The sequence below is a fragment of the Stenotrophomonas sp. YJH_SMC_53 genome (assembly GCF_059369995.1).
In genome coordinates this window covers 20960-47148 of sequence record NZ_JCAFTF010000003.1, presented here as the reverse complement: position 1 = coordinate 47148, position 26189 = coordinate 20960, and the positions used below count along the sequence as shown (strand labels likewise).

At 68.5% G+C, this 26189-nt stretch carries 14 protein-coding genes; 10 read left to right on the top strand and 4 right to left on the bottom strand.

The window, feature by feature from the left end; all coding sequences use genetic code 11:
- The 8 genes from gspK (at position 1) to AC5P7X_RS05355 (ending at position 21634) form a co-directional block, all read left to right on the top strand.
- Entirely contained in the window at positions 1–906 is a 906-nt protein-coding gene (gene gspK / locus AC5P7X_RS05390) for a type II secretion system minor pseudopilin GspK (protein ID WP_032954238.1), read from the top strand.
- Entirely contained in the window at positions 903–2066 is a 1164-nt protein-coding gene (gspL, locus tag AC5P7X_RS05385) for a type II secretion system protein GspL (protein ID WP_206620788.1), read from the top strand. The genes gspK and gspL overlap by 4 nt, the downstream gene beginning before the upstream one ends.
- Positions 2063–2590 carry a type II secretion system protein M gene (locus AC5P7X_RS05380; RefSeq protein WP_053499842.1) on the top strand — a complete coding sequence of 176 codons (528 nt, stop codon included), beginning with the start codon at positions 2063–2065 and terminating at the stop codon, positions 2588–2590. The genes gspL and AC5P7X_RS05380 overlap by 4 nt, the downstream gene beginning before the upstream one ends.
- On the top strand, positions 2587–4968 hold the full coding sequence (gene gspD / locus AC5P7X_RS05375; RefSeq protein WP_329842112.1) for a type II secretion system secretin GspD: 2382 nt from the start codon (positions 2587–2589) through the stop codon (positions 4966–4968). Before AC5P7X_RS05380 ends, gspD begins: the two co-directional genes overlap by 4 nt.
- Entirely contained in the window at positions 4965–6398 is a 1434-nt protein-coding gene (gspE, locus tag AC5P7X_RS05370; RefSeq protein WP_495214562.1) for a type II secretion system ATPase GspE, read from the top strand. The genes gspD and gspE overlap by 4 nt, the downstream gene beginning before the upstream one ends.
- Positions 6399–6405: 7 nt before the next feature.
- Positions 6406–7605, top strand: coding sequence for a type II secretion system inner membrane protein GspF (gene gspF, locus AC5P7X_RS05365; protein ID WP_053499836.1), 1200 nt, complete (start codon positions 6406–6408; stop codon positions 7603–7605).
- A 270-nt stretch (positions 7606–7875) separates the two neighbouring features.
- Positions 7876–9051: a substrate-binding domain-containing protein gene (locus AC5P7X_RS05360; protein WP_053499834.1), complete on the top strand. Its 1176-nt coding sequence runs from the start codon at positions 7876–7878 to the stop codon at positions 9049–9051.
- Positions 9052–9250: 199 nt separating this feature from the next.
- Positions 9251–21634 carry a filamentous hemagglutinin family protein gene (locus AC5P7X_RS05355; RefSeq protein ID WP_495214561.1) on the top strand — a complete coding sequence of 4128 codons (12384 nt, stop codon included), beginning with the start codon at positions 9251–9253 and terminating at the stop codon, positions 21632–21634.
- Positions 21635–21936: 302 nt separating this feature from the next.
- Here AC5P7X_RS05355 and AC5P7X_RS05350 read toward each other — a convergent pair whose 3' ends face one another.
- The 3 genes from AC5P7X_RS05350 to gspH are packed head-to-tail and all read right to left on the bottom strand — an operon-like array spanning position 21937 to position 23353.
- Complete coding sequence (locus AC5P7X_RS05350) at positions 21937–22551, bottom strand: prepilin-type N-terminal cleavage/methylation domain-containing protein (RefSeq protein WP_495214666.1); 615 nt, start codon at positions 22549–22551, stop codon at positions 21937–21939.
- The gene (gspI, locus tag AC5P7X_RS05345; protein ID WP_053500979.1) at positions 22548–22910 is read right to left on the bottom strand and encodes a type II secretion system minor pseudopilin GspI; all 363 of its coding nucleotides are present in this window, start codon (positions 22908–22910) and stop codon (positions 22548–22550) included. The genes AC5P7X_RS05350 and gspI overlap by 4 nt, the downstream gene beginning before the upstream one ends.
- A complete protein-coding gene (gene gspH, locus AC5P7X_RS05340; protein WP_495214560.1) occupies positions 22907–23353 on the bottom strand; it encodes a type II secretion system minor pseudopilin GspH in 447 nt (148 codons plus the stop codon). The genes gspI and gspH overlap by 4 nt, the downstream gene beginning before the upstream one ends.
- Positions 23354–23456: 103 nt before the next feature.
- Here gspH and AC5P7X_RS05335 point away from each other — a divergent pair, with 103 nt between their 5' ends.
- Positions 23457–23918 carry a hypothetical protein gene (locus tag AC5P7X_RS05335; RefSeq protein ID WP_346608082.1) on the top strand — a complete coding sequence of 154 codons (462 nt, stop codon included), beginning with the start codon at positions 23457–23459 and terminating at the stop codon, positions 23916–23918.
- 90 nt (positions 23919–24008) lie between these two features.
- Here the strand turns inward: AC5P7X_RS05335 and AC5P7X_RS05330 are convergent, their stop codons facing one another.
- A complete protein-coding gene (locus tag AC5P7X_RS05330) occupies positions 24009–24344 on the bottom strand; it encodes a hypothetical protein (protein WP_495214558.1) in 336 nt (111 codons plus the stop codon).
- A 201-nt stretch (positions 24345–24545) separates the two neighbouring features.
- On the opposite strand from AC5P7X_RS05330, the gene AC5P7X_RS05325 reads away from it, so the two are divergent.
- A complete protein-coding gene (locus tag AC5P7X_RS05325) occupies positions 24546–26162 on the top strand; it encodes a ShlB/FhaC/HecB family hemolysin secretion/activation protein (RefSeq protein WP_495214557.1) in 1617 nt (538 codons plus the stop codon).
- Positions 26163–26189: the final 27 nt, after the last annotated feature.

The window sequence follows — 26189 nt, the reverse complement described above, 5'->3', positions numbered from 1 at the left end:
ATGGCAGCCCGGACGCGTTCGATTTCATGCATCCACCAGCGTGGCGTGGCGGTGATCGTCGCCTTGCTGGTGGTGGCATTGGTGGCCGTGATTGCCACTGCGCTGCTGACCCGGCAGTCGGCGCAGCTGCGCGCGCTGCGCGGCGACCAGTTGCGCGCACAGGTACGCATGGCGGTGGATGCGACGCTGGAGCGTGCGGCGCAGCAGCTGCGTGAGGATGTCAAGGAACAGCTGACCACGGTGCGCAGCGGGCGCTGGGCGCGCCCGTTGGAACTGCAGGCGCCATTGCCGGTGCAGCTGCAACTGGTCGATGCGCAGTCGATGTTCAACCTGCGCAACCTGCTGGCACAGGGCAGGCCGGACCCCGAGGCGCGGGGCGCGTTCGTCGCGTTGTGCGCCGGGCAGGGGCTGGGCCAGGGCACCTGCGCATCCGCGGTGGACCACATCCAGGCGCGCCTGCGCGACGGCGATGTGCAGGCGCAGGCACCGCTGCCGCGCGAATCACTGATCGAACAGGCGCTGGTCGGCGCTGACCCGGTGGCGTTGCAGGCGTTGGTGCGGCGCACAGTGGTGTTGCCGGCGCAGACCCTGGTCAACGCCAACACCTGCGACCTGAGCGTCCTGCAGGCGGTGGCGCCTGCGGTGGAACCGGCAAGGCTGCAGGCGCTGCTCGCTGAGCGCGACGCCGGCCACTGGCTGCTCAACCGCGGTGACATCGCCAACCGACTCCAACTGAGCAACGAACAGATGGCCGTGCTTCCGCTGGGTATCCATAGCGAGTGGTTCCTGGCCGTGGGCCGGGTGCAGGCTGACGGCAGCGCGGTTGATTTTCGCGCGCTGCTCTGGCGCGAGTACCGCGACGACGGGGTACGTGTACAACGGGTGTGGACGAGGATCGGCGCATGACGGTGCAGCTTCGGGTGCGCCTGCCGCCGTTGGCGCACCTGCGCGCCGACAGCGCGGTGGACTGGGCGCAGCTGCACAAGGACGAGGTAGTGGCACACGGCCGCGACACGCTGGCCGCGCTGGGTCTGCGGCATCCGCGGGCCACAGTGCATGCCTGCCTTGACCCGAACGACCTGATCCTGCTGGAACTGCAGCTGCCGCCGCTGTCCGGGCGCCGCCTGCAGGCGGCGTTGCAGGGTGAGGTTGAGGCCATGCTGCTGGATGACCTGCAGGACGTGGCGCTGGCCCACGGTCCGCAGGCGGCAGACGGTACGGTTCCGGTGGCCTGGCTCGGCCAGCAGGCCATCGCGCAGGTGCAGCAGCTGCTGGCCTCGTGTGCGCTGCAGCTGCAGGCGTTGTATCCGACGCCACTGCTGCTGCCTTGGCAGCGCGGCCACGCCACGCTGCAGGTCAGCGGCGAGCATCTGCTGGTGCGCAGCGGGCGCGATCGGGGACTTGTCCAATGGTATGGCGGACGTGACGCGTCCGCGGTGATGCAGGCGTTGGCCACCCGCCTGCAACAGGCTGGGGTGCGGGCCGTGCAATGGATCGACAGCGTACCGCCGGCGTGGCCGGACAGCCTGCCGGCCAGCGCCGTTGCGCATGAACAGCAGGCCTGTGGTCCGTTGCCGGGTTGGTCATTGCCGCTGCCCGGCGCAGGCCGTCAAGCGCCGCGACTGGCGATCGGCCTGGCACTGGCGGCGGTGCTGCTGGCTGCACTTGGCCTGCAGTGGCAGGTCACGCGTTGGCGGATCGAGGGTGAGGCGCTGCAGCAGGGCATGGCACGGCAGTTCAGCGCACGCTTTCCGGAGGTCACCGATGTGGTGGACCCGGTGTTGCAGGCAAGGCGAGCGCTTGCGGTTCCACCGCCGACGCCGCCGTTGCCGGCGCTGCAACGTCAGATCGCCAGCACGCTGCACGCGGTTCCGGAGCTGGCGGGTCAGGTGCACAGCCTGCACTACCAACCCGGGCAGGTGCACCTGGAGCTGGACGCCGATGCCCAGGCATTGGCCGACGATCCACAGCGGCTTGAGCGCTGGCAGCAAGCGATGCAGGCGCAGGGGCTGCAGCTGGCGCGCGATACCGGTGGACGCCTGCGGGTGAGCGGAGCGGGACAGTGACGACCCGAACCCTGCGGCTGGGCCAGGGGCTGGTGGGCCTGCAGCAGCGCTGGCAACGCCTGCCACCGCGCGACCGGCTGATGCTGTGGGTGATGGGGGTGGCGCTGCTGGTGGCGGGCCTGTGGTCGTTATGGCTGGAGCCCCTGCTGAAGCAGCGCACGCACTGGCAGGCCGAACTGCCACGGCTGCAGGCGCAGTCCCGCGCACTGGCGCCGCTGCTGCGCGCGCGTGAGCGCCAGCAGTTGGCGCAGGGCCAGCATCCGACCCTGGCCGGGCTGCGTGACCAGATCAAGGCTGCCGGTCTGGCCGACGGCCTGCATATCCAAGCGCGCGACGGGCGCTGGCACCTGCAGGTACGGGCCGTACCCGCCGATGCGCTATGGAACTGGCTGCTGCCGCTGCTGGCCGACCCGGCCATCGAGTTGCAGCAGCTGCAATTGACACGCACAGGGGATGCGAACATGCCGGCGGCACGGATTTCAGGACACATCGTGATGGTGGCAACTGCGGGTGCCCATCCATGAGGGCGATGCGCAGCCTTGCCTGCAGTGCTGCATTGGCACTGATCGTGTGCATGGGCCACGCGCCGGCACCCGTGCTGGCGCAGGACACCCGCGATGAGCCGGTGCAGTTGAACCTGGTCGACACCGACATCGGCGGCGTGCTGCGCATGGCGGCGCGCTTCACCGGGCGCCAGTTCCTGGTCGACCCACGCGTGACCGGCAAGATGACGGTGGTTTCCGATGGCCCGGTCAGCCGTACCCAGGCCTACCAGTTGCTGCTGGGCGCATTGCGCATGCGTGGCTTCGCCGTGGTCGAGAACGGCGGCGTCAGCCGGGTGGTGCCGCAGGCCGATGCCAAGTTGCTCGGTGGACGGGTGGGCAGCGGTGGTGCAGGGGGCGAGATCGCCACGCGCACCTTTGCGCTGCGCTATGAGAATGCGGCGGCGCTGGTGGCTGTGCTGCGGCCGATGATCAGCCCGGACAACCCGATCAGCGCCAATCCAGGCAACAACACCCTGGTGATCACCGACTACGCCGACAACCTGGATCGCATCGCGCGGGTGATCGCCAGCGTCGACACGCCCGCCGGCATGGACACCGATGTGGTGAAGCTGCAGCAGGGCATTGCGGTGGACGTGGCGGCAATGGTCGCACCGCTGCTGGATGCGCAGGGTGCCGAACCGGGCCAGAAGGTGGTGGTGATGGCCGACCCGCGCAGCAACAGCGTGCTGCTGCGTTCCAGCAGCCCGGGCCGCACCCGCCTGGCGCGGCAGCTGGTGGAAAAGCTGGACCGTGCCCAGGACGAGTCCGGCAACCTGCATGTGGTCTACCTGCGCAACGCCCAGGCCAACCAGCTGGCCGGTGTGCTGCGTGGCGTGGTAGCCGGACAGAGCGATGCACCGGCAATGGGCAGTAACCAAGGAATCACCCCGCTGCCGGGTGACGCCAACCGTCCCACGCCCACCCAGACGTCGCAGCCGCAGCAGGCCAAGCCCGGGGGTAATGCGCTGGAATCGCAGCGGCTGGACCCGAGCCGGGGCGACCCGATCGATGCAGGAAGCACCGGCTTCAGCCAGAACGGCATTTCGGTACAGGCGGACGTGGCCACCAACACCCTGCTGATTTCGGCGCCGGAGCCGGTGTACCGCAACCTTCGGCGGGTGATCGACCAGCTCGACCAGCGCCGTGCGCAGGTGCTGGTGGAAAGCCTGATCGTGGAGGTCAACCAGACCGACGCGGCCGAGCTGGGCGTGCAGTGGATGCTGGGCAATGGCCGTACGTTTGGCGGCACCCATTTCGGGGGCGCTACCGGCGGTAGCGGGCTCAATACCGGTGCGCGTACCACGCTGGACGTGCTGCCCAAGGATGGCCTGAAGATCGGCGTGATCGACGGCACCATCAACCTGCCCGGTGTCGGCCAGATTCTCAACATGAAGGCGCTGGCCACTGCGCTGCAGAGCAAGGGGGGCGCCAACATCCTGTCGACGCCGAACCTGATGACGCTGGACAACGAGGCAGCCAGCATCATGGTCGGCCAGACCGTGCCGTTCGTCAGTGGCCGCTACGTGACCGACGGTGGCGGCGGCAGCAACAACCCCTTCCAGACCATCGTGCGCGAAGACGTGGGCCTGAAGCTGCGGGTGCGCCCACAGATTTCCGAGGGCGGTACGGTGAAGCTGGACATCTACCAGGAAGTCAGCAGCATCGACGCGCAGAGCGCGAACAGCACGGCCGGCATCATCACCAACAAGCGCGCACTCGATACCAGCGTGCTGCTGGACGATGGCCAGATCATGGTGCTCGGTGGCCTGCTGGAAGACAGCGTCAGCCACGGCCGTGATGCGGTGCCGGGGCTGGGGAAGATCCCGGTGCTGGGTGCCTTGTTCCGCAGCGACACGCGCAAGCGCGCCAAGACCAACCTGATGGTGTTCCTGCGTCCGCACGTGGTACGCGACCCGGCCGCAGGACAGCGCCTGACCCGCGACCGCTACGACTACATGCGCAATGCGCAGGCCGGCGCGCAGCCCGTACAGAGCTGGGCCTTGCCCGCGCTGTCGGCGCCGCAGCTGCCACCGCAGGACCTGACGGTACTCGGCCAGGGCAATGCGCGCGATGGCCACGGCCAGCCGTTGCAGAACACCAGCCTGGCAGCGTTGTATCCGGCCGGTGACGGCGATGCGCAGCTGGTGCAGTTCGCACAGGGGCTGGAGCCGAGCCGTGCCAGCCAGGTCGTGGCGCAGGTGCGGGCGCTGGGCCTGCAGGCCTACGCGGAGGCGACGCCGGGCGAGAGTGGGCAACGCCTGCGCGTGCGGCTGCCGCGTGATCCGGTGAAGTTGGACCCGGCATTGCAGCAGCTGCGCGGGCTGGGCTACACGCCGGAACTGGTGATCGGGCCGTGAGCGCCGTTGTGCCGCTGCCGTACGCGTGGGTGCGCAGCCACGGCGTGATGCTGACCGAAGCCGGTGGCGAGCCGGTGCTGCTGGGAACGGACGATACCGCAGCGTGGGCCGTGGCCGAGCTGCGCCGGCGGCATGGCCCGCTTCCGTTCCAGGCATTGGATGCCGCGACCTGGCAGCAGCGGTTGGGTGAGCAGTACCGTGACGGCGGTGATGCCGCTGCCGTGGTCGGTGCCGCCGAAAGCGAAGTCGATCTGGACCGGCTGATGCAGGACATGCCGGAGGTCACCGACCTGCTGGATGCGCAGGACGATGCACCGGTGATCCGCATGATCAATGCGCTGCTGGCACAGGCCGCGCGCGATGGCGCCAGCGATCTGCATATCGAGCCATTCGAGACCCATTCAGTAGTGCGCTACCGGGTGGACGGCACCCTGCGCGACATGGTAAAGCCACGGCGCGCATTGCACGCGGCGCTGGTGTCGCGCATCAAGATCATGGCCCACCTGGACATCGCCGAGAAGCGGTTGCCGCAGGACGGGCGCATCGCGATCCGCGTGGGCGGCCGGCCGCTGGACATCCGCGTTTCCACTGTACCGACCGGGCATGGCGAGCGTGCCGTGCTGCGATTGCTGGAAAAGGATGCCGGCCGCCTGCAGCTGCAGCGCCTGGGCATGGCCGATGACACCTTGGCCACGTTCACCGGATTGATCCGGCAGCCGCACGGCATCGTGCTGGTGACCGGCCCGACCGGCAGCGGCAAGACCACGTCGCTGTACGCCGCGCTGGGCCAGCTCGACAGCAGCACCAGCAATATCCTCACCGTGGAAGATCCGGTGGAGTACGACTTTGCCGGCATCGGCCAGATCCAGGTCAATGCGCGCATCGGCATGAGCTTCGGCACCGCACTGCGCGCGATCCTGCGCCAGGATCCGGACACCATCATGATCGGCGAGATCCGTGACCTGGAGACCGCACAGATCGCGGTGCAGTCGTCGCTGACCGGGCACGGTGTGCTGGCTTCGCTGCACACCAACGATGCGGTCTCGGCGGTGACCCGCCTGGCCGACATGGGCGTGGAACCGTTCCTGCTGGCCTCGTCGCTGCGCGGTGTGCTGGCGCAGCGGCTGGTGCGGCGGCTGTGCACGCAGTGCCGGCGTGCCGAGCTGGATGGCGAAGGCCGAACCGTATGGCGCGCAGTGGGCTGCACGGCCTGTGCCAACAGTGGCTATCGCGGACGCACGGGCATCCATGAGCTGTTCGTGGTGGACGACCGGGTACGCGCACTGATCCATGAAGGGCAGGGTGAGCCTGCGCTACGCGAGGCGGCGCGGCGGGCCGGCATGCGGACCCTTCGGCAGGACGGCCAGCGCTGGGTCGACAGCGGGGTGACCACGCTGGAAGAGATCCTGCGCGTCACCGGCGACGATTGAGGCCTGCATGGCACTGTTCGATTACCAGGCTGCCAACGCGCAGGGCCGCATCGAGAAAGGCCAATTGGATGCCGACAGCCCGCGCGGTGCTCGCCAGCTGCTGCGTGGGCGCGGGCTGACACCCGTGCAGGTCAGCGCGGCGCGAAGTGCAGGCACTGGCTGGGGCGCTCGCCGCCTGTCGGCCAGCGAGCTGGCCTGGGCCACGCGCCAGCTGGCCAGCCTGCTGGCGGCCAGCCTGCCGTTGGAAGCTGCATTGAGTGCGGTGATCGAACAGGCCGAGCGCCCGCACGTGGCCCAGGCACTCACCGCTGTGCGCGCCGACGTGCGCGCCGGCCAGCGCCTGACCGTGGCACTGGCCGCGCGGCCACGCGATTTCCCGCCGATCTATCGGGCGCTGGTGGGTGCAGGTGAGGATTCCGGCGATCTGGCGCGGGTGATGGAGCGTCTGGCCGACTACATCGAGGAACGCAATGCGCTGCAGGCCAAGGTACTGACCGCCTTCATCTACCCGGCGGCGATCAGCCTGGTATCGGTGGCGATCGTGATCTTCCTGCTCAGCTACGTGGTGCCGCAGGTGGTGACCGCATTCGTGCAGGCGCGGCAGACGCTGCCGATGCTGACCCAGGTGATGCTGGCCGCCAGCGCGTTCGTGCGCAGCTGGGGCATGTGGGTGGGGCTCGGCATCGCTGCGCTGGTGGTGGCATGGCGGTTGGCGTTGCGCCGGCCGGAACTGCGCCTGCGCTGGGACGCGATGCTGCTGCGGCTGCCGATGGTCGGGCGCTTCGTGCTGGGCGTGAACAGTGCGCGTTTCGCCTCGACGCTGGCGATCCTGCTGGATGCCGGCGTGCCATTGCTGCGCGCATTGGAAGCGGCGCGGCAGACCCTGGGCAACGCGTTGCTGGCGCGCTGTGCCGATGATGTGGCTGCACGCGTACGCGAAGGTGCGGCACTGGGTGCTGCGTTGAAGGTGCAGAAGGTCTATCCGCCGATCCTGGTGCACCTGGTGGCCAGCGGCGAGAAGACTGGTTCGCTGGCGCCACTGCTGGACCGCGCCGCACAGACGATCTCGCGCGACATCGAGCGTCGCGCGATGGCGCTGACCGCGCTGCTGGAACCGACCATGATCCTGGTGATGGGCGGCGTGGTGCTGACGATCGTGCTGGCCGTGCTGATGCCGATCATGGAAATGAATCAGCTGGTGCAGTAGATCCACGCCATGCGTGGATGGATCAACCGACGCGCGCATGGGCGGCACATCCACGCATGGCGTGGATCTACTGGTGCCTGGATTTCTCCACACAATCCTCCACACCTTTTTCCGATCTTCCACAGGTTTCTTAAGCGGCCTGTCATCGGCGCGGACCAGCATGGACCCGTCGCCGCAGAGTGGGCTGGGAGGCCCTCGGCGGCAGCAGGCGTGTAGTGACCGTTCCTCCCTTGGCGTTTCCCTTCGCAGTAAACCCTTCAGGAGAAGATCATGACCAAGTACAAGACCCTGGCCGCGCTGGTTGCCACCGCGCTGCTCGCTACCGTGGGCGCCGCCTCGGCGCAGACCGTTACCGGCGGCGGTGCCTCGCTGCCGGCCGACCTCTACAAGGGTTCGGCCGACAGCATCCTGCCTGCGAACTTCACCTACGCCGTGACCGGTTCGGGTACCGGCAAGAAGGCCTTCCTGGAAAACAACTCGGCGCTGTTCTCGACCACCGGCACCGTGCATTTCGCCGGCAGCGATTCGGTGCTGAGCAGCACCGAGCTGAGTAACTACACCACCAACTTCAACCAGCCGACCAACGCCAACCGCTACGGCGCGCTGATCCAGGTGCCGTCGGTGGCCACCTCGGTCACCATCCCGTTCAACAAGGCCGGTTCGGCGGTGGACCTGAGCGTGGCGCAGATCTGCGGCGTGTTCTCGGGTGCGATCAGCGACTGGTCGACCATCGATGCCAACCGCAGTGGCCCGATCCAGGTGGTGTACCGCGCGGAAAGCAGCGGTACCAGCGAAATGTTCAGCCGCTTCCTGACCGCGGCCTGTGCCGCTGAGAACGCTGAAACCTCGAAGCTGGTGGGCGGCAAGTTCGCCATCAAGTCGACCTTCGCCGACCTGTACAAGCGTGATGCCAACGGCAACCTGCCGGCGTTCCTGGTGGCCGCCCCGGCCACCGGTGGCACCTCGCTGTACAACACGGTCTACGCTGCTGAAGGCCGTATCGGCTACGTCGGCCCGGACGTGATCCCGAGCCTGACCGATGCGACCAAGGTCGCCAAGGTCAAGGGCTTCTCGCCGGACCAGGTGAGCGTGCAGGCCACCCTGGACACCGTCGCTCCGCCGACCGGCACCGATGCTGAGAACCCCGCCAACTGGGTGCCGGTGTTCGGCAACCCGTCGGCTGGCTATCCGATCGCCGGCTACACCAACCTGGTGATCGGCCAGTGCTACAAGGATTCGAGCGTTGCCACCAGCCTGCGCGGCTTCCTGGCCCGCCACTATCCGGCCACCTACACCGTCACGTATGAGAAGTCGATCACCGACCACGGCTTCATTCCGCTGACCAAGGCCTGGCGCGATGCGATCCGCAACCGCTTCGTGCTGGCCAGCAGCACTGCCGGTCTGAACAACCCCAGCACCTGCGCCGGCATCGGTCGTCCGCTGTAATCCGCAGCACCGGTTGAATCCTGCTGGACGCGACGCCGGCCTCTGGGCCGGCGTCGCCATTTCCGCGACGGTGCCGCCGCCGCAGTGTTTCGCTGTCGGCTTCGTGCCACGTGAACCGTCTATCAGTGGCAGGGCATGCGTTGCGCGTGCCTCCCCGATCGTCGCCGCAGCCGCGGCCCACCAGGTTGATGAGGTTCCGATGTCGCACCCGCTCCCGTCCGTTGTTCGTCCGGCCGCGTCGATGCGCCGCAATCATCCGATGGCGTGGGCCATCGCAGTCGCACTGGGGAGCATGGTGGCCCCGGCCAGCCAGGCGCAGCAGGCGTTCAGTCCGGGCTGGTTCGCCGAACGGGGCGCGGCCCAGGGCAGCGCGGCACAGAGTGGCCGGATGCCCAACGGCGTGCCGATCCAGTTCCAGTTGCCGGCCCAGCAGCAGGACGCAGCACGGCAGAAGCTGCAGCAGTCGATCGACAATCTTGGCACGGCGGCGCAGGCGATTGCCCTGCAGCAGCGCCTGCAGGAACAGGCGCGGCAGGCGCGCCGCGAAGCTGGCTTCATCGTTGCCGATGGCCTCGGCAAGGACGGCCTGAGCGTCGACCAGAATCCGCTGACCCGTGGCTGGCTCAACGCGCGCGAGGCGATCCAGTCGCAGGGCAGCGACGGGCGGGTGCAGGTCACGGTCGAGCAGACCGCGGACAAGGCGATCCTGAACTGGGAGACCTTCAACATCGGCGGCAACACAACGCTGAACTTCCTACAGCACCCTGACTGGGCAGTACTGAACCGCGTCAACGATCCTCAGGCGCGGCCCAGCCAGATCCTGGGCCAGCTGAAGGCCAATGGCACGGTGTTCGTGGCCAACCGCAACGGCGTGGTGTTCGGCAACAACAGCCAGGTCAATGTACGCAATCTGCTGGCGGCTGCAGCACGGATCAGCGATGCGCAGTTCCGCGACAATGGCCTGTACAGCGCCGACGCCAGCAGCAGCACGCTCAGCGATGCGTTCGGCAAGGTGATGGTGGAGCAGGGTGCCCGCATCGCGACCCATGAGCCGACCAGTGCGACGCGCGGCGGTGGCTACGTGCTGCTGGCCGGGCACAGCGTGGAGAATGCTGGCCATATCGAGGCGCGCAAGGGCCAGGTGCAGCTCGCTGCGGGAGACAGTTTCGTGATCCGGCGCGGCGTGGGTACGGCCACCAACACCAGCTCCACCACCCGGGGCAATGAGATCGCGCCGCGCTTCATCGCCGGCAGCACGGCTGGCAGCGTGCGCAACACCGGCCTGCTGCGCGCGCTTGAGGGTGACGTGACTCTGGCCGGGCGCAGCGTCGAGCAGGCCGGTGTGGCCGTGGCCAGCACCACGCTCGCACAGCGCGGCACCGTGCATCTTCTGGCCTCGGCCAGTGATGCCGGCAGCAGCGTCACGCTCGCCGATGGCGCCACTACGGCGGTGCTGATCGAGGACGATGGCAAGGCCACGGTGCTGGATACGCAGCGCGACAGCCTCATCAAGGAGTCGGCAGAGCAGGACGCGATCCGCGCTGGCGCGCGCTCGGCAACCTTCGACAATCTGTCCCAGCACAATGATCGCCGGGACCAGTCGCGGGTGGAGATCGTCTCGGGTGGCAACATCCATTTCAGCAGGGATTCGCTGACGGTTGCCACGGGCGGCCAGATCATCGCCGATGCGGCGGCCCGCAGCTACGTAGACGACGCCGCGCGCGTGGACGTGTCCGGCGCAGTGGGCGTGCAGGTGTCGATGGAAAGCAACAATGTCCAGGTCAAGGTGCAGGGCAACGAACTGCGCGATGCCCTGGACAACCGCGACAGCGGCAAGCTGACCAGCAGTGAAGTCTGGGTCGATCGCCGCAGGCTGGTCCACGTTCCGGCCGGTACCGGGGGCTACGAGGGGGAGCGCTGGTACGCTGCAGGCGGCCTGCTGGAGGTGGGTGGCTACCTCGACAACCAGGGACACTCGATCGGCGAATGGGCTGCGCAGGGAGGCACCGTCCTGCTGGGTGGCAGGGAAGTGATCACGAACGGTGGCTCACGCATCAACCTTGCCGGCGGCAGCCTGGATGTGCAGAGCGGCGTGATCCGGCAGAGCTGGGTGCGCGGCGTCGACGGCCAGGTCTACCGCCTTGATGAGGCGCCGGCGGAGATGCTGTTCGATGGCCTGTACAGCGGCCATGAAGTAAAGCAGGAGCGCTGGGGCATCACTGAGACCTTCCGTGATCCGATCGTATTCGCGGCGCAGCGTGTCGATAACGGATACACCGTCGGCCGCGATGCAGGTCGGCTGATCGTCTCCGCACCGACCGCAGTGCTGGATGGGAAGGTTGAGACGACCACTTTCCAGGGCGCGCAGCAGAACCGCAGGCCGGAGGCCGCGCTGGATGGCTATGCGCAGGCGCAGACGGCAGTGGCGCGCAATGCGCAGCTGTACCTGGGGCGCTACGACGGCCAGGGCCGCAGTGGTGTGTTCGGCTCGGATGTGCGCCTGGATGACAAGGCTCCGGCGAAGGCGGCGTGGTCGCTGCTGGCTCCGATGAACGAGGAGCGGCGTGACACGGTGTGGTTGGATATCGCAGCGCTGAGTGCCCAGCAGTGGGGACGGATCGACCTGGCGACCGCCGATCGCATCCGCATCGACGGCAGCCTTCGGCTTCAGGCAGGTGGACAGCTCAACCTGACCGGCAGCGAGGTCGAACTGGCAGGCGACATCGGCATTGCCGGCGGCCAGCTGTCGGCGGGCAACCTGCTGGATGTCCAGGGGCGGCCGACGGCGCTGCTGCACGATGGCCGCGCCCGCACCGCCATTGCCGGTGGCACGCGGATCGATCTCTCCGGCGAATGGAGCAACGCGTCACTGCCGATGCCGCTCGACGCCAGCGGTGCCTGGACGGATGGCGGCCGCCTGAGCCTGAGCAACAGTCATGACGTGGTCGTGGCCGCCGAGGCAACGGTGGACGTCGAGGCCGGCGCCGCGCTGGACCTGCGCGGCAAGGCCCGCATCGGAAAAGGGGGCAGCGTCAGCCTGCAGGCCAACAGCAGCACGGTTACGACGGACGGCAGTGGTCGGGTGCAGCTGGGTGAGGGGAGCCGGTTCAGTGGTCGAGGACAGGGCAGTGGTTCCTTCTCGCTGGGAACAGGTGGCCACGTTCGGGTGGGCGATGCGGACCCGGCGGGCGCGTCGCTACGACTGGACACCGGCTTGTTCGGCAGTGGCTTCGCGCAGTACGACATCAATGGCCACCAAGGCGTGGAGGTGGCCGATGGCGCGCGGCTGGTCGCTGCCCTGCCAGGCCTTCGCCTGACCCAGGACGCGCAGATGGCAACCGATCGGGCGTCCGCACTGGCGGCGTGGGATGTGCCGCTGTACAGCGCCGATCCGTCGAACGGGCGCGTCAGCCAGCGCGCCGGTGCGAGTATCAGCCTGCGTTCGGACCGCAACAGCGTGGGCGGTGACCTGCGCGTCGGCAAGGATGCGCTGGTGGCGGTCGATCCAGGGCAGACGATCTCGCTGCTGGGTGCAGGCAACATCGATGTTGAAGGCATGCTGCGTGCGAGGGGCGGGCGCATCGTGATCGACGATGTGCGTCCGCAAAATGCGCTGTACGCCGGGCAGCGCACCGAACGCACCTGGCGTTTCGCCGAAGGCGCGCTGCTGGATGCCGATGCGGACGCGATCTCGCTGCCCGATCCCAGCGGCCGTCTGCGTGGGCAGGTGCGCGCGGGCGGACGCATTGAGATTGGCGGGGCGCTGGACTGGGAGACCGCAGCATTCGTCGACAACCGACCACCGGAAGCGTTCGTAGTGGTCGAACGCGGCGCGCGCCTGCAGGCGCGGGGTGCGTCGGCCGAGCTGGATATCGACGGCCAAGGCCGCGTACGCGTGGACAGCGACGGCGGGCAGATCGTGCTGCGCTCGGCCAATGCGCTGTATCTGGAGGGCGGAATGGACGCGGCCGCCGGTGGTGCCGGCGCACGTGGTGGCACGCTTGGGCTGGCCTTCGGCGGCAGCATCCATGCACGTGGCGCCAGCGAGGAGGTACTGCGGGCACGTGCGATCACCCTCAGCCAGCACAGCGCACCGGTGCAGCCACTGCCGGCCGCATTGGAGTATGGCCACGCCGCGTTGTCGGTCGAGCAGCTGCAGGCGGGCGGCTTCGACAACCTGTCCGTGTTCGGTGACATCCGCGCCGTTGGCGATGTCGACCTGCGCCTGGCCCAGAGCCTGCGCATTCATGGCCAGGGCACTTCGAGCCTGGGCATGGCCGTGGATGCCGGGCCGTCGTCGGCGTTACGGCTGAGTGCGCCCTACGTCCGCCTGGCGCAGGCGCGCTGGGGCCAGCTGGCGGGCGAGAACCTGCAGGGCACTGCGTCGGTCGCTTCGGCCGGGCCGGACGATCACGCGCTGGCGGTGCAGGCCGCGCTGATCGATATCCGCGACGTCACCTGGTTGCCGGGTTTCGGGCACGTGGCGCTGGAAAGCCGCAGCGACGTGCGCCTGACCAACGGCATTGCCAGCAGTGGCAACACCAGCGCGTTGATGACGGCCGGTTCGATGGACGTCACCGCTGCGCGCCTGTACCCCACCGCAGGCGCGGTCGGCACGCTGGTGGCCGGCGCTTCGGCGCAGACCGTGCAGACCGCTGATTACTGGGCCGATCCAGCTGCCGTGCTGCGAATCCACGGCACAGGTGCGGCCACGCAGCCGGCGCCGGAATCGGCGCTGGGCACGCTTCGCCTGGTGGCCGCCACGGTGCAGCAGGGCGGCAACGTACAGGCGCCGATGGGCACGCTGCAGCTGGGCGGTCTGATCCAGAACGGAACCATCGGCAGCAGGGTGGAACTGCTGCCAGGCAGCGCTACCTCCACCAGCGGTGCCGGCTTGTCGCTGCCCTATGGTGGCACCGTCGATGGTGTCGACTGGCGGGTAGGCACGCGCAGCCTGAGCTCGCTGACGCCGGCCGGCATCTCCTCGATGGGGGTGACCCTGAAGGCCAACGAGATCGAGGTGGCGTCGGGGGCACTGCTGGACATGTCCGGCGGTGGTGAGTTGACCGGTGCGGCCTTCGTGTCCGGGCGCGGCGGCTCTGTCGACGTGCTGCGCACGGCGTTGGCCGACGCCAATCCGCGCTACGCGTTCAGTGCGTCGGGCAACCCGGTGTACGCGATCGTACCGGGGCGCGCCGGGGCGTTCGCCCCCAGCGGGGAAGAAGGATTCGCAGCTCCGGCGGTTGGCCAGCAGATCACCGTGCCGGCTGGCGTGCCCGGGCTGGCGGCCGGCACCTACACGCTGATGCCGGCAAGCTATGCGCTGCAGCCCGGCGCATTCCGGGTGGAGCTGGGCGCTACCGGCACCTCGGGGATCGTGCAACCGATGGCGACCGGCACCGGCACCTGGCGCGTGTCCGGGCAGCAGCGCACGGCACTGGGTGCGGCAATTTCGCCGTTGCTCACCGACATCCTGCTGACGCCCGCCGAAGTGGTGCGCCGGCACTCGGGCTACAACGAAACCTACTACAACAGCTTCGCGCAATCGGTGGCCGACCGTCGAGGCGAGTCGCGTGGCTGGCAGACCATCGATGCGCTCGGGTTGACGCTTGCGCTGGGCGAAGGCGCCGGTCGCGCAGACACGCCTGCCATCCGCTTCGCCGGCACCGCGCGGTTCGGCGCCGCTACCGACAAGGGGCGCGGCGGCACGCTGGCAGCCACGTTGGCGAGCCCGGCGGTCGGTTCACTGGAGATCGTTGGCGGCAGCGCGCGATCGCAGGCGCGTGATCGCGGCGCCACCTTCAGCGACGACGCGCTCAATGCCTTCCTGCCGGCACGGATGATCATCGGCGGGCAGTTCAACCAGGTCGCCTCGCAGGTGGCGGTGACCGGCCAGGCGCGCAGCGTGGCGGTGCGTTCCGGTGTCACCCTGAACGCACCGGAAGTGCTGGTGGCAGCGGCCTCCGGTGGCAGCGGCATCCTGGTCGAGGCCGGCGCGACCCTCGATACACTGCCGTTTGCATCCGCCAATGCGGATGCCAACGCGACCCTGCCTTACCAGGTCTCCGGCGGCCTGCTTGCAGTGTCCAACCAGCGGTTGAACCTGATCACCGGCAACACCGACGTGGGGGCTGGCCCGGTGGCGATCGACATCGGGGGGTGCCAGGCGGCGTGCGACGGCCAGGCCCGGTTGGTTTCCGATGGCAGCATCACGGTAGCGACCGATGGCACGCTGCAGATGCGCGACTCGGCCAGCTATGGCACCCGCCAGCTGGGCCTGAGCATGGCGGCGCTGAACCTCGGCAGTGCCGAAGCGATCGCGCAGGCCGCTGCGGCAGGGGCGCTGCCCAGTGGCATGACCATGAACCAGTCCGTGCTGCAGCAATTGCTGCGCGGCAATGATGCGACCGGCGTGCCGGCGCTGGACACGCTGAGCCTGGTCGCGCGGGATTCTGTCAACGTGTTCGGCAGCGTCGACCTGGACGCACGCGACAGTGCCACCGGCCGCAGTGGCCTGCAGACGCTCGTGCTGGGTGCGCAGGCCATCCGCGGCTACGGTGCGGCGACCGACCGCGCGCGCATCCTGGTGGACACGCTGGTCTGGGACGGCGCATTGGCGGCGAGCCAGGCGCCGGGCAGCGACGCGTCGGTGCCGCCGGCCGATCCGATGGTGGACCGGCTCGGCGCCGGGCAGCTGGACATCGTCACCCGCCAGCTGCAGCTGGGGCGGGCGCCATTCAGCCGTCCCAGCTCTGAAGTACCTGCGAACCGGCAGGTGCTCGGATTCAGTGCGCTGAACCTGAGTGCTTCGGAGCAGCTGTCGTTCTCCGCGCAGGGCACGCTGGACGTGTTCCAGCAGCGCGGCGACTATCTGGCCGACAAGGGCTGGCAGTACAGCGGAGGCAGCCTCGGCATCGATACCCCGCTGTTGACCGCCGATCCCGCCGCGCAGCTGCGCGTGCGCTCCGGCGGCGAGTTCCGCCTGCACGGGGGCACCGGCAAGGCGGGTGGCGATGCACTGGGCAGTGAGCTGAGCATCGACGCCAACCGGATCACGCTGGACAGCACGATCGCGCTGGCGTCAGGACGGCTGTCGGCGAGCGCACGCCAGGGCATCACGCTTGGCGGCCGGGCGGTGCTGGACCTGGCCGGGCGCAAGGTCCCGCTGTACGACGTGGACAAGTTCAGCTGGGGCGGTGATGTCCTGCTGTCCAGCGACACGGGTGACATCCGCACCGATGCGGCCTCCCGCATCGATGTTTCCGCCCGCAACAACCGCGCCGGGCGCATGACGGTCACCGCAATGGCTGGCCGAGCCGATCTGGCCGGTGATCTTCAGGGCGCCGCAAGTGGCCGCTACGATGCCGGTGGCACGCTGGTGCCCTACGACGGTGGTGAACTTGTGGTGCAGGCACGCCAGCTGCAGGACTTCACCGGCCTCAACCAGCGATTGACCGCCGGTGGCATCGTCGGCGGCCGCAGCTTCCAGATCGGTGAAGGCGATCTTCGGATCGGCGACGAAGTGAAGGCGCGCCGGGTCGACATCAGTGTCGACGCGGGCAGCCTGACCGTGGCCGGCCGCATCGATGCCAGCGGCGAGCAGGTCGGCAGCATCCGCCTGTACGCCCGCGACCAGTTGCAGGTGGACGGCACGCTGGACGCGCACGGTACCGGCCTGCGCGTGGACAGCCATGGCAAGATCATCGACAGTCCAAACCGGGCCACCATCACGCTGGGCAGCGCCGAAGGCGCCGTGGGTCTGGGCAGCGCGGCGCACCTGGACCTGCGTGCCGGCAGCGGCGTGGCCGTCGGCGACGGCGCTGGACAGAACGACGGCATGGCGCGGGGCTCGCTGAAGATCGATGTGCCGCGGGTGGGCAGCAACGACGCGGCGATCGCCGCGGCCAATGGCCTGCGCATCGATGGCGCGGCTGACATCCAGCTCAATGGTGTCCGCCGTTACGACGATGCGCCCCTGGCCAGCACCGCTGATGTGCGCGGCAATCGCGCGCAGCTGGTGACCCAGCAGTGGCTGGACCAGGTGGTCGATCCGCACAGCGTGGCGTGGATCGATGGTGCGCTGGGCAACCCGGACCTGCAGCAGCGCACGCGCGCGCTGGGTGACGTCCGCCTTCGTCCCGGCGTGCAGGTGGTGGCGCGGCGCAGCGACGCCAACCCGGACGGCGACCTGAGCATTGCCGGCGACATCGATCTGTCCGGCTACCGCTACGGACCCGAAGCCAACCGCGCCGATCCATCGCGGCGTGGCTTCGGCGAATCGGCCTCGCTGGTGCTGCGGGCCGAAGGCAACATCAACGTCTACGGCAGCATCAACGATGGCTTCGCACCGCCACCGCCCACGCCGGATGAGGGGGGCTGGCAGCTGTATGAGGGCCGCAATGGCAGCGCGGGGCACACCCCCTTCGGCAGCGGCCTGGTGGTGCCGGTGGACGGAGTGAAGCTGCAGCCCGGCACCGAGTTCCAGGCCGGCACCCGCCTGAACTACGACGTGCCGGTCGAATCGGTAACGCTTCCGGTTGGTACCGTGCTGCCCGCGCCGATGGTGATCTCGCAGAATCTGCGCCTGCCCGCGGGTACCGTGCTGGGTGCGGCAGTGACCACCGACTCCGGGCAGACGCTGGCCGCGGGCACCGTGCTGCAGGAGCCGCTGGTGCTGGCGGCAGGTGCGCGGCTGGGAGCCGGCTTCCGCCTGCGCAGTGCGGTACAGGTGGCGGCACAGGAGTGGCCCGCCGGCGCGGTGTTGCCGGTTGCGCTGCGCCTGGCACGGGAAGTCGCGCTCAAGGTGGGCGCGTACATTCCCTCGTTGACCAAGGTGGAGCTACCCGGCGACGCGCCGGTGAATCTGCGGCCGGCCGATGCCAATGGCAACCAGGGGCGCAACTGGGCGCTGGCGCCGATGCTGGCCGAGGGCACCACCTCCTGGGACCTGACCGTGGTTGCCGGTGCCGATGCCGGGGCGGCCGATCCACGCAGCCGGCGCTGGGGCAGCGAAGGCAGCGTGGTGCTGGCCGATACCCACCAGGGCTCGATCGGTACGGTCAAGACCGAGATCATCTGGGTGGGTGATCGTGCGTTGACCGAGCGGGCATCGCTGGACTGGATCGGCGACACGTCCTATGCGGGCCGCCCGATCGCAGAGCTGGCCGACATGTTCGGCTTCACCGAAGATGAGTTCTGCGCGATGTCGGCCGACTACTGCGGCCCGGCACCCCGCCAGGTGGCCGCGCAGGGCTCGCTGGATTACTGGGGTGACGAGTCCTACGTGGGCACCCCTGCGAAGGACTTCGCCGCGATGTTCGGCATGACCGAAGACGAGTTCTGCAGTACCGCGCCCACCTACTGCGCCGGCGGCGGCACGCAGACCGAAGTGACTACCTACGGCAAGCGCGCGGGCACGCCGGCGTGGAGCGTGCTGCGCACCGGCAATGGGGACATGGAACTGCTCGCTGCCGGTGACGTCGTGATGAAGTCAGGCTTCGGTGTCTACACCGCCGGCACTCCCACCGCGCTGGGTGGGGGCCACGACGCTGCCTTCAATTCGCCCCGTGCAGCGGCTCCCTGGAACACCACACTGTTGGGGCCGAACCTGGTGCCGGGCAGCTATGACGCAGCGATCGCAGGCTACCAGGCCTGGTATCCCGATCATGGTGGCAACCTGCGGGTCGAAGCCGGGCGCGATATCGTCGGCGACGCCTGGACCGCGCGCGCGGAGTCGGGCACCAGCGAGCGCGACTGGGCGCTGTACTCCAGTGCCGCGGTCGGCAATTGGCTGTGGCGGCAGGGAACCGGGAGCACCACCGGCGTGGAGCCGGTGCCGACCAGCTGGTGGGTGAACTTTGGTACCTACACCAACGTGTCCACTGCCGCTGGCGCCTCTCCGCGGATGGTCGGCTTCACCGGCTTCGGCACCTTGGGTGGCGGCGACCTGACGCTTGAGGCCGGGCGCAATGCCGGCGTCCGCGATCCGATGGGCGACGCGCTGGGCTCGCTGAGCGCACCACGCTCGGGCGCGATCATCGCGGCGGTGGGATCGACCGGCCGCGTCAGCAATGGCCAGCTGCACCTGACCGGTGGCGGCGACCTGCGGTTGCGCATCGGTGGCGCACTGAATCCGAATCTGCAGGCGACGATCTCCAGCCTCAATCCCTCCAGGGCGGGACAGAATCTCGACCTCAACGGTACCTTCAGCAATCTGCGTGGCAGCCTGCAGCTCGATGCCGGGCGCATCGGTACAATGGGCGTCACCCTGGAAAACTACGCGACGCTGGGCCAGCTGCGTGCGGCCGATCTGTTCGCCGCCGACGCCGCCCGCGCAATGGGCGGACCGGTGCTGGTGCTGGGCGATGCGGTCGCGCAGCTGCAGGCACGGGGCGATGTGGTGCTTGGCGGGGTTGCCGATGCAGGCCGGGTTCCGCTGGCCAACTACAGCGCGGTGCTGCAGGATGATGGCGCGCGCGCTGCAGGCAGCACGTGGTTCTCCCTGTGGACCGCCAGCACGGCCGTGGATCTGTTCAGTGCCGGTGGTGACCTCGCGCCAGGCCTCGCCGGGCCGGATAACGTGACCGGCAGCAATCTGTGGCGCGAGCAGGTCCAGCTTGATGTGCGTGGCGGTGATGATCTGCTGAATTACTGGCTCTATCCTTCGCGCTTCAGCGCCATTGCTGCGCAGGGCGACATCAAGCTGGACCGGATCAGCGCCACGCCGGGGACGCAGGATGTGATCCTGCTGGCACCCTCAGCAACGGGACGGTTGGACGTGCTGGCCGGTGGCAGCATCTTCGCCCAACGTGGCGCGACCCAGATCGCGCGCTCGGGTGCGGACGCGCGGCTGCCGGGACCCTTCGACCCCGCATTTCTGGCCCAGCAGGGGGATTCCGGCGGCAATGTGACCCGCTCGCGGCACAACCTGTCGGTTGACGGCAACATTGCATCGCCGGACGCGTCGCTTCCGCTGTTTGCGTTCGGTCCGAATTCTCCGCTGTCCACCGTAGCTGCGGCCCTGGCGCCGAGCCGCTTCTACGCGGTGCAGGGCGACATCATCGGTCTGGCCACCGGCGCCCGGCGCACGCTGAATCCCAACGTGGGGCAGCGCACCCAGCTGAACTGGTTCGAGGCCGCCGGCGCCGTGCAACTGCGGGCAGGCCGGGACATCCTCGGGGTGTCGATGACCGCGTTGAACACCGCGCCCACCGACATCACGGTGGCAGCGGCGGGCCGCGACGTCGTGCATCTGAACGCGACCATCGCCGGCCCCGGCAACACCGAGATCAGTGCCGGCCGCCAGCTGCGCCAGGAAGATGCGGGCAGCATCGTCAGCCTCGGTGGCATCGTGCAGGGCGATACCCGTCCCGGCGCCAGCATCGCGCTGACGGCCGGCAACCAGCAGATCGATTTCGCGGCCCTGCGTGCCCGCTATCTGGACCCCGTCAACCTTGCCGATCCCGCGCAATCGCTTGCGTCGCAGCCGGGCAAGGCAGTCAAGGTCTACGACCAGGAACTGAAGCAGTGGCTGCAGCAGCGCTTCGGCGTGGCTGCCGACGGCGACGGGGCGCTGGCTGCCTTCGATGCGCTGCCGCAGGAACAGCAGCACATCTTCCTGCGCCAGATCTATTACGCCGAGCTGCGCGAAGGTGGACGGGAATATACCGATGCAGAAGGACCCCGCTTCGGCTCCTACCTGCGTGGGCGAGAGGCCATCGCTACGCTGATGCCAGACAAGGCTGCGACCGGCGCGACGATCGACCGTACCGGCGATATCGTGATGTACGGCGGCTCCGGCGTGCGCACCGAGGCGGGCGGCAACATCGAGCTGATGGCACCGGGTGGGCAGATCGTGATCGGTGTGCAGGGCGTGGTGCCCCCGGCCAGTGCCGGACTGGTGACCCAAGGGCAGGGCGATATCCGGCTGTTCAGCCAGGACAGCGTGCTGCTGGGCCTGTCGCGGGTGATGACCACGTTCGGCGGCGACATCCTGGCGTGGTCGGAGCAGGGTGACATCAATGCTGGTCGTGGTTCGCGCACGACGTTGCTGTACACGCCACCGCGCCGCGTCTATGACGGGTGGGGCAATGTGATCCTGTCGCCGCAGGCCCCGGCCAGCGGTGCTGGCATCGCGACCTTGAACCCCATCGCCGAAGTGCCGCCGGGCGACGTCGACCTGATCGCACCGCTGGGCACCATCGATGCGGGCGAGGCCGGTATCCGCGTCTCCGGCAACATCAACCTGGCCGCGCTGCAGGTGCTCAACGCGGCCAACATCCAGGTACAGGGCGAGAGCAAGGGCCTGCCGGTGCTGGCATCTGTCAACGTCAATGCGCTGGCCGCGGCCAGTGCGGCAGCCAACAGCGCCAGCCAGGCGGCACAGGACGTGATGCGCAAGAGCCAGGACGACGCACGGCGCAACCAGCCGTCGGTGATCAGCGTGCAGATCCTGGGCTTCGGCAGCGGTACCAGCAGCGTAGCGCCGCCGGCGCGTGGCACTACCGCCAACAGCGGCTACGACGCCGACAGCGCATTCCAGTTCCCGCAGGCCAGCCGCGACGACGGCACGCAGCGTCGGTAGGCATCGAACGATCCCGGTAGGTGCCGACCTTGGTCGGCACACCATGCTGCCGAACGTGGCCGGGAGTTGATCCACGCCATGCGTGGATGTGGCTGGGCCAGCATCAGTGCCGACCAAGGTCGGCGCCCACCAAAGCAGGCCGGGCAGTAGAAGCCACTCGGCAGTAGATCCACGCCATGCGTGGATGGCTGGGCCAGCATCAGTGCCGACCAACGGTCGGCACCCACCAGGGCAGGCCGGGCAGTAGAAGCCGCTCGGCAGTAGATCCACGCCATGCGTGGATGCGGTGCCACGAACGAATCCTACAACGCCAGCACCCGCCGGTAACTCAACGGCCCGCGCCCATCGCGCAGGCCCAACCGCAGTTCCAGCCCGGTGGCCGGCAGCACCTCGCCTTCGCTCGGCAACAGCGCCCACCCAGCGCCCGGCTGCCAGGCGCGTACCTCGAACCGCTGCACATCCCTGGCCACCGCAATGCCCTTCGACGGCTCAGGCGCGGGCAGGGGGTATCGATCCGTCGCCGCGCCACTGGCCCGCCACAGCGTATTGCCCTGCCGCCACCAGCGCACCCGCTGCCAGCGTAGTCCATCACTGCCGACACTGCGGGTGATCTCCAGCGCGAAGCTGCCATCCGGGTGCCGTTCGCTTACCAGGGACGGAGGCAGCAGCCGCTGCGGTTGACCGGCCGGACGCACTGCACCATTCATCAGCGCGTCGTCGGCACGCATCTCGATATCGCGCTGGAACTGCTGCAGGATGCGCAGCGCCGTCGTGGTTTCGGCATCGGCCCGGCGCAGGCGCTGGTCGCTGCTGGCCACGCTGTCCAGCGTACGCCAGCAGATCAGCGCCAGCACACCCATGATGGTGATCGCGATCATCACTTCGATCAGGGTGAAGCCACGCGCGACCCGCTTCATTGCATGGTGGTCCATGGCAGCTGCATCCGCGCCAGGGACTGTTGCGGTGCATCTTCGGCCACCACGCTCAGTTCCAGTTGCGGCTGGCTGTCGCTGCCGGTGCCGAGATGTTGCAGCACCAGGAACGTGCTGCGCCCCTGCACGCAGCGCTGCCGTGCATCCTGCGGCGGCTGCCCAGCCAGGCGCAGCTCCTGCCAGCGGTCCTGCGCGCACATCAGTGCCAGCCGACGGTCGCGCAGGCGCGATTGATCGTCGGTAGCCACCGCCACCGAACGCATCACCGCCGCCAGTGCGATTGAAACGATCGCCAATGCGATCAGCACTTCGATCAGGGTGAACCCGTGCCTGTTCCGCCTCACTGCACGACCTGCAACTGTGCGCTGCCATCATCACGAAGACGCAGCTGGCGGCCCTGCAACGACAGCGTCACTTCCCACGCCACGCCAATCCATTCGGGGCTCAGTTCAATCGGCGTGGTCGGCTGCACCGCGATGCCCGCCAGCTGCCATGGTTGTGGGCGCAGCAGGTCGTCGCGCTGCACATCCACCCAACGGGTGCCTTCGCGGCGGCTGAAGCGGTAGCCGGCGGCGTCGGCCTGCCAGCGCAGGGGGCGGCCATCGATCCGGGCCTCGTCGCGCGCCACCTGCAGGCGCTGCGCCAACTGTTCGGCTTCCTGTCGCAGCTGCCGGCCCGGGTCGAGCAGGCTGCCCAGGCCCAGCCCGATACCCGCCGTGCAGATACCGATGATCACCAGCACCACCATCAGTTCCAGCAGGGTGAAACCACGCGGCACGCGCTGCATCGACGTTGCCTCCTGTCCGGGTCGATGCCTGCCAGCGTAGGCCCGCATGATGAAACAAAAGCGTCAGCCGCACCTGCTAGCGTGGGCAGACACGAACGTGGCGATGGTGCGGAACATGGACGGCAGGCGCTGGGATCGCAATCGCATGTTGACCCTGCTGGCGGCGGCGCTGCTGCTGGCCGTAGTGGGCTATTGGAGCATCACTCTGTCTGCGGTGGCGCCGGCGGCCGTGGCCAGCGAGGTGAAGACCGAGGCGGCGGTGCGGCCGATGTTCGATGCGGTGGCAAGCCTGCCGCTGGTGCGCCTGTTGTCCCCCGGCGCCGTGCAGACCGAGGTGGTGGTGCTGGGCGTGTTGGCCGGCGACCACGCACCGCTTGCGCTGCTCTCGGTGGATGGGCGTCCTGCCGAAGCCTACGCGCCGGGCCAGCGGTTGGGGCCCTGCACGGTGCTGGCCAGCATCAGTGCCAATACGGTGGAGCTCAACCAGGCGGGGCAGTCGCGCAGCCTGGCGGTGCCCACGCTGCCACCGGTGCCGAGCGATGGCATCGTGCCGGCCGCCCTGTAGGGCCGAGCCTGCGCTCGGCTGCTTCAGCTTGGCCTCGCCGACGGATACAAAGACAGCCGAGCATGGGCTCGGCGCTACACAGGCGCAGACTCATTGCGCAGGTCGCTGCGGCACCACCGAGCGACCGAACGCATCGCCCATGCGCTGCCGCGTGCCTTCCAGGTTGTACTGCATCAGCTGGTTGCTGGGCTGCTGCATCAGGCGTTCGGCTTCGGGGAGCGCCGCCGACTTCGCCGGCCTTGTCGCAGGCGCCAGCTTGCGTTGCAGACAGTCCCAGGCCGGAATCCGCTCGCCGTTGACCAGTACTTCGATGCAGGGCGCAGCTTCTTCCTGCTTCTTCGCCTCGTCGGCGCGACCCGATGGCAGCGCCAGCAGCAGGGCGAGGGCGAGGGCCGCGCGCAGGTCCGGCATCAACGATTCACACATCTCGAATCTCCCGCAGCAATCGATGTCCTGCAATGAAGACGGGTGGCCAAGGCAGGGTCCGCCTGCGTGCGTTGCGGCGCTTTCAAAAGATGACAGTGCTGTCACAAAACTGTTGGCGGCTTTGACGCGATGTACACGTCCTGTTGGTAGATCCACGCGCCGCTCCCTGGCCCCTCCCTTCGATACGACGCGATGCCTTCGATGAATCCTGTTCCGTGCCGAGCCGTTCGCCTTCCGCTGCGCCTGCATCCGCTGGTGCTGGCTCTGGCCGCGATGCCGCTGCCGCTGTTCGCGCAGGAGGCAGCACCCGCGCCCAGCGTGAACATCAACGAATACATCGTGCGCGGCAACACGGTGCTCGATCCGCGGCAGATTGAAGGTGCGGTGGAACCGTTCCTCGGCCCGGGCAAGACCCTGGCCGATGTCGAGAAGGCGCGCGATGCGGTCCACGCGCTCTATCAGCAGGCCGGCTACCAGTCGGTCTACGTCGAGCTACCCGAGCAGCAGGTCAGTGGGGGCGTGGTGCTGCTGAAGGTGCAGCAGACGCCGATCGGCCAGCTGCGCGTGGTCGGCACCCGCCACGAGTCGCCCGAACGCATCCGGGAACGTGTACCGGCGCTGGCCGAGGGCAAGGTGCCTGACTTCGACCAGGCCCAGAAGGAATTGACCGCACTGAACGAAGGCGGGCGTCGCCAGGTGATGCCACTGGTGCGCGAAGGCCTGGTGCCGGGCACGATGGATGTGGACCTGCAGGTCGAGGAGAAGTCGCCGTGGCGTGCCAGTGCGTCACTCAACAACGACCATAGCGCCGACACCGAGAAGCTGCGCCTGAGTGCGTCGCTGGCCTACGACAACCTGTGGAAGCGCGGGCACAGCGCCACCCTCGGTGTGTATCTGGCACCGGAAGATACAAAGCAGGCCAAGGTGTTCTCGGCCTCGTACACGATGCCGTTCGAAGGTACGCCGTGGAGCCTGGAAGCCTCCGGCTACAGATCCGACAGCCGCGTGTTGAATGCAGGTGGGCAGGTCGGTACCGGCACCGGCACCAATGTGATCGGCAACGGCCATTCGATCGGCCTCAAGCTCAACTACCGCCTTGCCGGTAGCAGCCAGTGGTGGCGCCAGCTCAGCCTCGGTGTGGATTTCAAGGACACCGAGGAAGACACGCAGATGGGCAAGGAAATCCTGAAAACACCGTTGAAGTACGCGCCGATCACCTTGGCCTTCGTCGGCGTGCGCCAGGGCGAGCAGGATCAGCTGAGCATCAACACCCAGCTGGTGGCCGGTACCCGCCGCCTGTTTGGTTACGGCAGCGACGCCACCGCGTTCGGGCAGAAGCGCTACTGGGCGGACCCGAGCTTCGTGGCCTTCAAGGCCGATGTTGGCAACACCCACACTTTCGGCAACGACTGGCAGTGGTATGCGCGTGGCTCGCTGCAGGTAACCGATGCGCCCCTGGTGTCGGCCGAGCAGTTCGCCGCTGGCGGCATGTACACCGTGCGTGGCTACCTGTCGGCCGAGGCGATCGGCGACTACGGCGGCCTGGCCAGCCTGGAATGGCGCACTCCTGCGTGGTCGCTGTGGAGCGGCACCGACCTGCGTGTCTACAGCTTTGCCGACGCGGCCTACCTGCGCCTGCGCCAGCCGCTGCCCGAACAGCGTGACAAGTACAACCTGGCCTCGGTCGGACTGGGCGCGCAGCTGCGCCTGGGTCAACACCTGCAACTGCGCCTGGACTACGCCTGGCCGTATGCCGATGGCCCGGTCACGCGCAAGGACGACCCGCGCCTGCATTTCAACATCAGCACCAGTTACTGACCCTTCCCTTGAACATGCGTTCTCCGG

What these genes read in the sequence shown, in the direction of transcription:
- gspH (WP_495214560.1), bottom strand. Translation starts at nt 23,353, where the DNA reads ATGCAGCGCGTGCCGCGTGGTTTCACCCTGCTGGAACTGATGGTGGTG.
- gspK (WP_032954238.1), top strand. Translation starts at nt 1, where the DNA reads ATGGCAGCCCGGACGCGTTCGATTTCATGCATCCACCAGCGTGGCGTG.
- AC5P7X_RS05330 (WP_495214558.1), bottom strand. Translation starts at nt 24,344, where the DNA reads ATGTGTGAATCGTTGATGCCGGACCTGCGCGCGGCCCTCGCCCTCGCC.
- AC5P7X_RS05325 (WP_495214557.1), top strand. Translation starts at nt 24,546, where the DNA reads ATGAATCCTGTTCCGTGCCGAGCCGTTCGCCTTCCGCTGCGCCTGCAT.
- AC5P7X_RS05355 (WP_495214561.1), top strand. Translation starts at nt 9,251, where the DNA reads ATGTCGCACCCGCTCCCGTCCGTTGTTCGTCCGGCCGCGTCGATGCGC.
- AC5P7X_RS05350 (WP_495214666.1), bottom strand. Translation starts at nt 22,551, where the DNA reads ATGAAGCGGGTCGCGCGTGGCTTCACCCTGATCGAAGTGATGATCGCG.
- AC5P7X_RS05335 (WP_346608082.1), top strand. Translation starts at nt 23,457, where the DNA reads ATGGTGCGGAACATGGACGGCAGGCGCTGGGATCGCAATCGCATGTTG.
- gspF (WP_053499836.1), top strand. Translation starts at nt 6,406, where the DNA reads ATGGCACTGTTCGATTACCAGGCTGCCAACGCGCAGGGCCGCATCGAG.
- AC5P7X_RS05360 (WP_053499834.1), top strand. Translation starts at nt 7,876, where the DNA reads ATGACCAAGTACAAGACCCTGGCCGCGCTGGTTGCCACCGCGCTGCTC.
- gspD (WP_329842112.1), top strand. Translation starts at nt 2,587, where the DNA reads ATGAGGGCGATGCGCAGCCTTGCCTGCAGTGCTGCATTGGCACTGATC.
- gspL (WP_206620788.1), top strand. Translation starts at nt 903, where the DNA reads ATGACGGTGCAGCTTCGGGTGCGCCTGCCGCCGTTGGCGCACCTGCGC.